Annotated in this window: 7 protein-coding genes; 2 read left to right on the top strand and 5 right to left on the bottom strand. The window is 72.2% G+C overall.

Annotation, left to right across the window (positions count from 1 at the left end):
• Nucleotides 1-190 precede the first annotated feature (190 nt).
• On the bottom strand, nt 191-451 hold the full coding sequence (locus ACW9TB_RS18180; protein ID WP_037969494.1) for a WhiB family transcriptional regulator: 261 nt from the start codon (nt 449-451) through the stop codon (nt 191-193).
• A gap of 228 nt (nt 452-679) precedes the next feature.
• Nucleotides 680-3,133, bottom strand: a complete 2,454-nt coding sequence (locus ACW9TB_RS18175) for a hypothetical protein (RefSeq protein WP_472749186.1) — start codon at nt 3,131-3,133, stop codon at nt 680-682.
• A gap of 264 nt (nt 3,134-3,397) precedes the next feature.
• Between ACW9TB_RS18175 and cofD the strand changes: the two genes are divergently transcribed.
• Nucleotides 3,398-4,369: a 2-phospho-L-lactate transferase gene (cofD, locus tag ACW9TB_RS18170; protein WP_472749185.1), complete on the top strand. Its 972-nt coding sequence runs from the start codon at nt 3,398-3,400 to the stop codon at nt 4,367-4,369.
• The gene (locus ACW9TB_RS18165) at nt 4,369-5,688 is read left to right on the top strand and encodes a coenzyme F420-0:L-glutamate ligase (protein WP_472749184.1); all 1,320 of its coding nucleotides are present in this window, start codon (nt 4,369-4,371) and stop codon (nt 5,686-5,688) included. The genes cofD and ACW9TB_RS18165 overlap by 1 nt, the downstream gene beginning before the upstream one ends.
• 139 nt (nt 5,689-5,827) lie before the next feature.
• On the opposite strand, the gene ACW9TB_RS18160 is transcribed toward ACW9TB_RS18165, so the two are convergent.
• The 3 genes from ACW9TB_RS18160 to ACW9TB_RS18150 all read right to left on the bottom strand — a co-directional run bounded on the left by ACW9TB_RS18160 (nt 5,828) and on the right by ACW9TB_RS18150 (nt 11,243).
• Nucleotides 5,828-6,706 carry a tetratricopeptide repeat protein gene (locus ACW9TB_RS18160; protein WP_472749183.1) on the bottom strand — a complete coding sequence of 293 codons (879 nt, stop codon included), beginning with the start codon at nt 6,704-6,706 and terminating at the stop codon, nt 5,828-5,830.
• 82 nt (nt 6,707-6,788) lie between these two features.
• Nucleotides 6,789-8,519, bottom strand: a complete 1,731-nt coding sequence (locus tag ACW9TB_RS18155) for a substrate-binding and VWA domain-containing protein (RefSeq protein WP_472749182.1) — start codon at nt 8,517-8,519, stop codon at nt 6,789-6,791.
• A gap of 114 nt (nt 8,520-8,633) precedes the next feature.
• Nucleotides 8,634-11,243 carry a bifunctional FO biosynthesis protein CofGH gene (locus ACW9TB_RS18150; protein ID WP_472749181.1) on the bottom strand — a complete coding sequence of 870 codons (2,610 nt, stop codon included), beginning with the start codon at nt 11,241-11,243 and terminating at the stop codon, nt 8,634-8,636.
• Between the last annotated feature and the right edge of the window lie 79 nt (nt 11,244-11,322).

The following is an 11,322-nucleotide window of genomic DNA, read 5'->3' as shown; positions in this document are numbered from 1 at the left end:
GCGAGGCGTCACATGCTTCTGCCAGACCGCTCGGACCTCTTCAGCACCTCTTCGGTGTTCTTCGGTGCTCGTCGGTGCCGACCGGTGTTCAGGTGTTCATCGTGTTCATAGTGTTCGTCGGTGCGCGGACGTCCAGACCGTCCGGATCTCAGAGCGCTCAAGCCTTCCAGCCACCCGGTGCCCGGACGGCTCAGACCGCCTCACGCTTGATCCGGCGGCGTTCACGCTCCGACAACCCACCCCAGATTCCAAACCGCTCATCGTGTTCGAGCGCGTACTCAAGACACTCGGCACGCACCTCGCAGGAGCGGCAAACCTTCTTGGCCTCGCGGGTGGACCCTCCCTTCTCCGGGAAGAACGCCTCCGGGTCGGTCTGCGCGCACAAGGCGCGCTCCTGCCAGCCAAGCTGCTCTTCAGCGATGCTCTCCTGTGCGATGACCAGGTCGGCCACTGCACACCTCCCTGCCGCACGCCCGCAAAATTGGAGCCCCCCTATGAACGCCTCCCCCTTACCCACCCAGAGGAAGGCGTAACAACACGTGTGTAATTACACGCGCGTGCCCGGTGTGGCGTCAAGCGGCATGCTGGTATCCGGGGAAAGACCTGCTCTCCCCGGTTGTGGGTCGTGTGCCTGCCACGACGGCAATTGCACCAGGTGATCGCTGTGACCGCCAGGGGCTCAGTGCTCTCGGCGGTCGGAACCGTACCAGGACATGTTCTGATCCTGACCGGGGCCCACCCTCTCTCTATCCGGGGTTTCCTCATCCGTGACCTGACCTGGGCGTTGTTCGGGCTTGTAGATCGCCGTGGGGTCTATCGGCTGCGAGTCCCACGTCCTGGCGGCGGGCGCGGGGCCGCTCAGCGGGTCTCCCTGGTAGGCCTTCGGGTCGAACCGGAGCGTCGCCTCCGACTGGGGGTCCCACTGGTGGGACTGGTACGGCGGCGTCTGCGGAGCCTGGGAGTTCTGCGGAGCTTGCGGGGCCTGGGGGTTCTGCGGGGCCTGAGGAGTCTGCGGTGTCTGCGGGTGCCCGAACGGGCCCTCGTAGCCCGGGGAGCCGTACTCGGAGACGCGCGGCTGGGACTCGGTGCCGCCCTGCTGGGACTGCTGCTGGTAGCTCTCCGCCTGCTGGTAGGCCTGGGCCATCTGCTGTGACCTGAGGTCCACCGGGTCGGGCGCCGGGTAGGACTGGCCCTGCTCGGCCTGGCGGCCGAACTCGGCGCCGGAGTAGCCGGTGAACGGCTGGCCGTAGTTCTCCGGGGGCTGCGGGAAGGACTGCGGCGGCTGGCCGTCGAACGACGAGCGCTGCTGGGCGTCCAGCGGCTGGCCCTGGCCCTGGCGCCCGTCGGCCGGAGAAGCCGGAGAGGTCGGAGGAGCCTGAGGGGTCTGAGGAGCCGGAGGGTAGGACGCGGCGGCCTGCTGCTCGGGCTGCTGCCCGTAGCCCTGCGGCTCCTTGAAGCCCTGGGCCTCCTGCTGGCCGTAGCCCTGCGGCTCCTGCTGCCTGCCGTAGCCCTGGGCCTCGGAGCGCTGGTAGCCCTGCTGGTCGGGCTGCGGGTAGCTCGACGGCTGCGGCTCACCGTACGCCGGAGGAACCGGGGATCCGGGCTGCTGGCCGAAGAGCGGGTCGGACTGCCCGTAGTCGGACTGCGGCCGGTCCGAGCGGTGGCCGTACGACGAGGGGGTGGAGTCGGGCTGCTGCCCGAAGCCCTGCGACTCGGACTGCCCGTACGACGAGGACTCCGAGTACTGGGAGTAGCTCGGCAGCTGGGGGCTGGAGTGCCGCCCGGACCCCGACGGCTGCGGCTCCTGCCCGTACGACGGGGAGGCCGGAGGAGCCGGGGATTCCGCCTGCTGCCCGAAGCCCTGCGACTCCTGGCCGTACGACGAGGAGACCGGAGGAGCCGGGGACTCGGCCTGCTGGCCGTACGACGAGGATTCCGGGAACTGGGGGTAGCTCGGCAGCCGGGGTTCCGTCTGGGCGTGCGGCTCCACCGGGGCGGCGTAGATCGGCGAGTCGTAGGCCGCGGCCGGGGGGTCGTACGGCGTGGCCGGGGCCGGGGGCTGGACGTCCGCCGCGACGTACGGGCTCGGGGTGTAGTTCCCGGCCGGGGAGGCGGGCTGCGGGTAGTTCTGCGGCTCCTGCTGCTGGGGCGGCTGCGGGTAGGAGGCGGAGGCGTACGACGGGTTCTCGGCGGGCGGCGCGTAGGGGGCCTGGGAGTATCCGTCACCGGCCTGATGCGCGGGAGGCGCGGACGGCGCGGACGGCACCGGCTGCGCGGGGGAGGCCGCCTGCTGGCCGTACCCCTCCGAGGCCCCGGCGGAGGCGGGGGCGGAGCTGTGCGAGGGCGCCGGAGGAAGCGCGGGGCGGTTGTACGGGGGCTGCGGGGCCGGGACGGGCGGGGCCTCCTGCGGATACCCCTGACCCCCCTGCGGGCCCTGCTCCTGCGGGTAGCCCTGGCCGCCCTGCGGGCCCCGGTCCTGCGGGTAGCCCTGACCACCTTGCGGGCCCTGGTCCTGCGGGTAACCCTGGCCGCCCTGCGGCCCCTGGTGGACGTACGCGCCCTGAGGGCCCTGAGGTCCCTGGGGACCCTGAGGCCCCTGGGGGTGGCCCTGGAACTGCTGGGGGACGGGCGGGTGGCCGTAGGCGTCGTACCGCTGGTCCCTCGGCTGCTCGGAGGAGCGGCCGAAGCCGACGTCGGCGCGCGAGCCCGGCGGGATCGCCTTCGGCAGCACGTACAGCAGCGCGACCGCGGTCAGCCCGAGGGCGGGCAGGTTCATGAGAAGGAACTCGACCTTCCCCATGAACCCCTCCACGCCTCCGAACAGCCCGGCGAACAGGCCGATCAGGCCGAACAGCGCGGAGAGCCCGAGCGTGCCGGTCACCACGAGGGCCATCACCTTCAGCCGCTCGATCACCGGGCCGAGATTGGTCGCCAGCAGCACCGCGCCCACGAGCAACGCCAGGACGACCGGCGAGGTGAGCTGCCCGAGGGAGCGCGCCGAGCGCTCGGCGAAGGAGGACGACCCACCCCCGAACAACAGGCGTTCGATGTCGACGAGAACGCTCGCGGACGCGACGGCGACCATGAGCCACGCCGCCGGTCCCCGGAGCCGGCCTGCCTCGACATTGATCACAACTACCCCCATAGGGTCTTTAGGTAAACCCGGGTCAGTTTTGCACATGGCTGACTTTGTTGCCGGTAGTCCCAGCAAGCCCACCAACCCCATAAGTAGCTCATTACACCCTATAAGCCCGCATTTCGGGCGGCCAATCAGGCGATCCGGCCAGGGCGGGCACCCCTCGTAACGATCATGAAAAGACTACTGTGAACCGCCCCCCGACACCCCGCCAACGGGCTCGGTGACCCGGTGGAACGACCTAGTGGAACACTGGACGGCATGCGCATCGTGTCCCTCGCCGGTGGAATCGGCGGTGCCCGTTTCCTGCGGGGCCTCCTCGCCACGGCCCCCGATTCCGGGATCACCGTCATCGGCAACACCGGTGACGACATCAGCCTCTACGGCCTGCGGGTCTGCCCCGACCTCGACACCGTGATGTACACACTGGGCGGCGGCATCAACGAGGAGCAGGGCTGGGGGCGGCGCCAGGAGTCGCACGTCGTCAAGGAGGAGCTGGCCGCGTACGGCGTCGAGCCGCAGTGGTTCGGCCTCGGCGACCGTGACTTCGCCACCCACATCGTGCGCACCCAGATGCTCGACGCCGGATACCCCCTGTCCGCGGTCACCGAGGCGCTGTGCGCGCGCTGGCAGCCGGGTGTACGCCTGATCCCGATGAGCGACGACAGGACCGAGACCCACGTGGTCGTCTCCGACGAGCGGGGGCGCCGCGCCATCCACTTCCAGGAGTGGTGGGTGCGGCTGCGCGCCTCGGTCCCGGCCGAGCAGATCATCCTGGTCGGCGCGGACGAGGCCTCCCCCGCCCCCGGCGTGCTGGAGGCCATCGCCGCCGCCGACGCGGTCGTCCTCCCGCCGTCCAACCCGGTCGTCAGCATCGGCACGATCCTGCAGATCAAGGGCATCCGCGAGGCCCTGGAGGGCAAGACCGTCGTCGGCGTCTCCCCCATCGTCGGCGGCGCCCCCGTCCGGGGCATGGCCGACGCCTGCCTGGCCGCGATCGGCGTGGAGACCACCGCCCAGGCGGTCCTCGAACTGTACGGATCACCGCTGGTGGACGGCTGGCTGGTCGCGGAGGAGGACGCCGGGACGGCCCTCGACGGCGTCGAGGTCGAGGCCCGCCCGCTGATCATGCACGACGTCGAGGCCACCGCGGCCATCGCCCGCGCCGCCCTGGACCTGGCCGCCCGGCTCGCGGGCCGGAACACCGCGTCACCGTACGGGGAGAGCGCGTGATGGGCAGGCTCAGGCGCGGGAGAGACGAGCCCGCCGACGTCAGGCTGGAGATCTTCGCCGTCCCCGGCATCCCCGAGGTGCGCGAGGGCGACGACGTCGGGGAGCTGATCGCCACGGCCCTGCCCGACCTGCGCGACGGCGACATCCTCGTGGTCACCTCGAAGATCTCCAGCAAGGCCGAGGGCCGGGTGCTGCACGACGTGACGCGCGCCGAGGCCGTCGCGGCGGAGACGAGGCGGGTGGTCGCCCGCAGGGGGGAGACCGTGATCGCCGAGACGGCGCACGGGTTCGTCATGGCCGCCGCCGGGGTCGACGCCTCCAACACCCGTCCCGGCACGGTCGTCCTGCTGCCCGCCGACCCGGACGCCTCCGCCTCGGCCGTCAGGGCGCGCGTCAGGGAGCTGCTCGGCGTGTCGGTCGGCGTGGTCATCTCCGACACCTTCGGCCGTCCGTGGCGCAACGGCCAGACCGACCTGGCCGTCGGCCTCGCGGGGGTGACCCCGGCGCTCGACTACCGGGGCATGTCCGACGACCACGGCAACGCGCTGGAGGTCACCCTGACCGCGGTCGCCGACGAGTTCGCCGCGGCCGGGGACCTGGTCAAGGGGAAGGTCGCGCAGACCCCGGTGGCGGTGATCAGGGGCCTGGCGGAGTACACCACCGAGGAGGACGGGCCGGGAGTCGGCGAGCTGCTCCGCCCGTCCGCCGACGACATGTTCCGGTACGGTTCGCGCGACGTGGTCTTCGCCCGCAGGACCGTCCGCGCGTTCTCCGCGGACCCGGTGGACGGCGCCAAGGTCCGCAGGGCGGTCGACGCCGCGATCGCCGCGCCCGCCCCGCACCACACGACCCCGTGGCGGTTCGTCCTGCTGGAGTCCGCCGGGACCCGCGAGAAGCTGCTCGACGCCATGCGGGACGCCTGGATCGCCGACCTGCGCGGGGACGGCTTCTCCGAGGAGTCGATCGCCAGGCGGGTCAGGCGGGGCGACGTGCTGCGCGCGGCCCCGTACCTGGCGGTGCCCTGCCTGGTGACGGACGGCTCGCACACCTACCGCGACGACCGGCGCAACGCCGCCGAGCGGGAGATGTTCGTGGTCGCGGCGGGCGCGGGGGTGCAGAACTTCCTGGTCCAGCTCGCGGTGGAGGGCCTGGGCTCCGCCTGGGTGTCGTCCACCATGTTCTGCCGCGACGTGGTCCGCGAGGTCCTCGGCCTGCCCGAGGGCTGGGACCCGATGGGCGCCGTCGCCATCGGCCACCCCGCCGCCCCGCCGAGGGACCGCGCCCCCCGGCGGGCGGCCGACTTCATCGTCGTCCGCTAGACCCGTCCGGGGCCCGGTCCCGCTTTCGCCCGCCTGATCAAGAGACCCGGTCCCGGCGGGTCAGTCCTCCGCGTCTTCTCCCGGTCCCCGCCTTCGCCGGGTTTCATCGCCCGCCTGATCCAGAGACCCGCCCGGCGGGTCAGTTCTCCGCGTCCCCGTCCGTGTCCGCTTCTCCGTCGAGTTCCATCGCCCGGTTGATGTCGACGAGCGAGTCCTCGTAGCGGCCGAGGGCGCGCAGGACCTCGCCCCTGCGGATGTAGGCCCAGGTGTACTCGGGGTCGATCTCGATCGCCCTGCTGAGATCGGCCACCGACTCCTCGTTCCGGCCGAGCTCGTGCAGGGCCGCCCCGCGGCTCGCCAGGGCGCGCTCGTTGCCGGGCTCCAGCTGGAGGGCGTGGTTCAGGTCCCCGAGCGCCTCGTCGAACCTGTCCATCATCCGGTGCGTCTCCCCGCGCGAGACGAGCGCCCAGACGTTGTTCGGCTCCATGCTCAGGGCGTGGGAGAAGTCCGTGAGCGCGTCCGCGTAGCGGTCCATCTGGTAGTAGAGGTCCCCGCGGGCGTTGTACAGGTCGGCGTCCTCGGGGGCGAGCATGATGGCCCGCATCAGGTCGGTCTCCGCGTCGTCGTACCGCTCAAGCCCGCGGAGCACCCTCGCCCTGTCGCCGAGGAGCCAGACCTGGTCCGGGGTCAGCTCGATCGCGCGGTCGAAGTCGGCCAGGGCCTCGGCGGGCCGCCGGAGCGCCGCGTAGGCCTGCCCCCGGCTGCCGATCGCGTACGAGTACTCCGGGTCGATCTCGATCGCGCGGTTGAAGTCGGCGACGGCCTCCTCGAACCGCCCCATCCTCCGGTACAGCTCACCCCGGTTGGCCCACGCGACGTCGTCGCCGGGGTTGAGCCGGAGCACCTCGGTCAGGTCCGCGGACGCCTCCTCGAAGCGCTCCATCTCCGTGTAGGTCTTGGCACGCTCGATGAGCAGCCTCCGCCGCTGCCCGCCGCCCCCTGAACTCGCCTCGCTCACACGCCCCGCCCTCTCTCCAGATCTCCGGATCACCCAGCGATCGTAGGAGCTTATATCCCGAAAAGGGGGAGGCGGGTGCCCCTCAGGCGGGGGTGCGGCAGGTGGGGTGGCACAGCCGCCTGGCGAGGGCCGACAGGAAGACGTCGATGATCTCCTCCGGGCGCTGGGCGACGTGCAGGGAGCCGTTGGTGACGGAGGTGACCTGGGTGAGGGTCGCGCGGTCGAGGTCGGTGCCGAAGGCGAGGACGACGACCTGGACCGGCAGCTCGGGGTCCCACTCGTCGCGCAGCGCCTGTACCAGCTCGGTGCCCGAGACGCCCCTGCCGTCGTCCTTGCCCGCCGTGATGACGACCAGGGTGTTGTTCATGTCCTCGTCGTAGACCTTGGTCATCTCCCGGAACCCGGCGAGGATCGAGTCGTACAGGGCGCTGGGCTCCTTGGGGGCGGCGCGCAGGGTCCGGGTCAGCTCCTCCAGGCGTCCGCGCCGGACGACCTGCCCGCCGTCGGGCTCGGTGACCGGGCCGAGGCGCACCCGTTCGCGCTGGTCCCGGCCCCTGGCGGAGGAGAAGTCCCACAGGCCCATGTGGGTGGAGTCGGGGAAGAGCTGCAGGCCGAGCCTGGCGGCCTCCAGGGCGACGGTCAGCCGGGTCTTCCCCTTCTGCCCCCTGATCGGCTCGGCCATGTGCTTGCCGGTGTCGGTCATGACCAGGATGTTGGTCGGCGGCGCGAGCCTGCTCCACGCCTCCAGCGCCTCGTCGATCTTACCGGGCAGGATGGCCGGGCGGGCGCGCGGCGCCTCTGCGGGGATCTCGGGGCCGGGCGAGTACGGGCCCAGGGAGCCGTCGGCCGAGCGGAAGCCCGCCGCGCGGACCTCCTCCCGGGTCTCCGGGGAGCGCAGCCAGGCGGCGAAGGCCCGCGACCCGCTCGCCCTCGCCTCGTCGGACGCGGTGACCACGTACGGGTAGTCGAGGTTGATCGTCCCCTCGCGGGGATGGAGGGCGACCACCGGGTCGTCGGACGGCAGGCGGTTGTGCGCCCACACCGCCGACTCCGGGACGATCACCACCGGCCGCCGCCAGAAGGAGCGGTCGTCGACGGTGGCGAGCATGCTCCGGTAGTCGGGCGCCGACCCCGCCTGCGCCCAGCGGACGAACGCGGTGAGCGCCCGGTCGGCCTCGGGCCCGCTGCCGACCACGTCCCTGGCCGCGGCCACGGTGGCGATCCCGGCCCCCGCGAGCGACGGGTCGGGGACGCGGACCACGTCGGGCTCGTTCTCGGTCGGCTGTATCCGGCCTCGGGTGGTCGCGGGGAAGACCATCCGCCAGTTCATGTCGGTCCCGCCCACGGCGAACCGCCGGGCGAGGGACTTGCGGGTGGCGAAGACCAGCGGCGAGGTCGCCATGACGGTCTCGGTCCCGGCCAGGTCCGCGGCCCCCTGCTTGCGGGCGAGGCGGATCCAGGCCGAGGAGTCGGAGATCCAGCCGTCGGGGCGCCGGTCGAGCACCCCCGCGGTACCGCCGAGCAGGGTCCTGAGCACGGTGGCGGGCGGTTGCTCGGTCACCTGCACCAGCACGCACCGGCCGTCGGCACCGGTGCCGCTCCGGTTGAACCGCCCCGCCGCCAGCATGACGGCAGGGGCGATGTCGACGGCGGCGGCGACGTCGACCAGCACCGGGTCGCGGGCCGAGCAGGAACTCCCCACCCGGCCGGACACCAGGGCGGCACTCCCCGCCAGGGCGACCGCGATCGCGACCGCGGCCAGCGCCAGGCGCACGCGCGCCCGGCGCCGGCGCCGCTCGATACCGGCTGCCACACGGTGCCGACCCGAGGAGGACAAACCGGGACCTCTCCCTACATATGGCGGCTACGGGGGAATGACGATTGTGCCAACGAACCTCTCACGAAGGGCAGCCAGCCGTAGAACTCGTTATAACTTTGCCGACGGCTCCAGGGAGAGCAACGGGAGAGCGTTGGGGCGGACGCTGCGGCAGACGCCGTCGCTCGCCCTCGCCGCGGCCACCCGCCCGGCGTCCGGCACGCCGTAGGAGGTGGTCCGCTGCCGGACCGGCCTCCCGGTCGGGGCGACCATGGCCTCGATCTCACTGATCGTCTTGAACGAGCCGTTCTCCGACCCGGCCATCCTGCTGATCGTCTCCTCCATCAGCGTGCCGCCGAGGTCGTTGACCCCGCCCAGCAGCACCTCGCGGCAGAGCCCGTCCTGGAGCTTCACCCACGAGCACTGGATGTTGGCGATCGCGCCGTGCAGCAGGACGCGCGCCAGCGCGTGCACGGCCCGGTTCTCCCGCGCCGTCGGCCCGGGACGGGCGATCCCCGCCAGGTAGATGGGCGCGCTGTGGTGCACGAACGGCAGCAGCACGAACTCGGAGAACCCGCCGGTCTCCTCCTGGATGCGGCGGATCAGCCGGATGTGCGCCACCCAGTGCGCGTGGTTGTCGACGTGGCCGTACATCATCGTGGAGGTCGTCGGGATGCCGACCCGGTGCGCGGTGGAGATGACCTCGACCCACTCCCTGGTGGGAAGCTTGCCCTTGGTCAGCACCCAGCGGACGTCGTCGTCGAGGATCTCGGCCGCGGTGCCCGGGAGCGAGTCGACGCCCGCCTCCCTCGCGGCGACCAGCCAGTCCTCGATGGACAGGTTGGTGCGGCTCGCGCCGTTGATGACCTCCATCGGCGAGAACGCGTGGACGTGCATCTCCGGCACCCTGGCCTTGACCGCCCTGGCGATGTCGAAGTACGCGGTACCGGGCATGTCGGGGTGGATGCCGCCCTGCATGCACACCTCGGTCGCCCCGGCCTGCCACCCCTCCCAGGCGCGGTCGGCGACCTGCTCCAGCGAGAGGGTGTAGGCGTCGGCGTCGGTACGGCGCTGCGCGAAGGCGCAGAAGCGGCAGCCGGTGTAGCAGACGTTGGTGAAGTTGATGTTCCGGTTCACCACGTAGGTGACCTCGTCCCCGGCCGCCTCCCGGCGCAGGCCGTCGGCGATCCGGCAGAGCTCGTCCAGCGCGGCGTCGTCGGCGCCCGCCCCGTTCTGGTCTCCGGCGAGGTCCAGCAGGACGAGCGCCTGGGCGTCGCTCAGCCCCGCCGGGTCGCTCTCGGCCTGCCTCAGGGCCTCCCGCACGTCGCCCCGCACGATCGAGGAGGCCGCGGGCAGCCGCTCCTTGAGCGCCTCCCAGTCGCCGTACACGTTGTCGAAGTCGTCGCGGCGGTCGGCGCCGCGCCCCTCGGTGTCGATGGCCGTGTGCAGGTCGACCCGGCCCAGGGAGACGAAACCGCCGTCCGGCTCCTGCCAGGGGCGGCCGGCCGGGACCGCGCCCTCGCGGGCGAGCCCGGTCTCCGGGTCCGCGAGGGCGGCGACGTGCGCGTTGAGCCTCGGGTCGAGCCAGGGCTCCCCCGCCAGCACGAACTCGGGGTAGATCGTCAGCCGCTCGCGCAGCGCGAACCCGGCGGCGGCCGTACGGGCGGCGAGGTCGTCGATCTGCGGCCAGGGGCGTTCGGGGTTGACGTGGTCGGGCGTGAGCGGCGAGACGCCGCCCCAGTCGTCGATGCCCGCCCTGATCATCAGCTCGTACTCGGAGTCGACCAGGTTCGGCGGGGCCTGCACCCGCATCTTCGGCCCCAGCACCAGCCGGGTCACCGCGATGGCGGCGGCCAGCTCCTGGAGGTCGGCGTCCGGCATGCCGCGCATCGCGGTGTCGGGCTTGGCGCGGAAGTTCTGGACGATGATCTCCTGGATGCCGCCGTACTCGCGCGCCACCCTGCGCAGCGCGAACAGCGACTCGGCGCGGTCCTCGACCGTCTCCCCGATGCCGATGAGGATGCCGCTGGTGAACGGCACGTTCGTCCGCCCGGCGTCCTCCAGCACGCGCAGCCGCACGGCGGGGTCCTTGTCGGGCGAGCCGTGGTGCGCCTGCCCCTTCTCCTCGAAGAGCCGCCGCGAGGTCGTCTCCAGCATCATGCCCATGGACGGCGCGACCGGCTTGAGCCGCTGCAGGTCCTGCCAGGTCATCACGCCCGGGTTCAGGTGCGGCAGCAGCCCGGTCTCCTCAAGCACCCGCACGGCCATCGCGCGGACGTAGGACAGCGTGTCGTCGTAGCCGTGCGCGTCCAGCCACTCGCGGGCCTGGTGCCAGCGGTCCTCCGGCCGGTCGCCCAGGGTGAACAGCGCCTCCTTGCACCCCATCGCCGCGCCCTGCCGGGCGATCTCCAGCACCTCGTCGGGGCTCAGGAACAGGCTGTCCAGCTTGTGCGGGGCGGTGGCGAACGTGCAGTACCCGCAGCGGTCGCGGCACAGCCGCGTCAGGGGGATGAAGACCTTGCGGCTGTAGGTGATGATCCCCTGCCGCCCGACCGCCTCCAGGCCCGCGTCCCTCACCCTCCCGGCGTGGTCGAGGAGGGTCTCCAGATGTTCGTCTCGTGCGTGCAGCAGGATAGTGGCTTCGGCGGTGTCGAGAGCTTTGCCGTCGCGGGCCCTGGCCAGAGCCCGGCGCATCGCGTTGTCGGTGGGATGAGCGCTCATGACGGCACAGTACGGCGCTATGCGCGCGTCCGGGGCGGCGGGTGCCCGCTCGCGGGCCGCGCTCCCGCGCCGGACGTCC

It is taken from the genome of Streptosporangium sp. H13245 (genome assembly GCF_055690525.1).
This window is presented reverse-complemented; position numbering and strand designations above follow the sequence as displayed.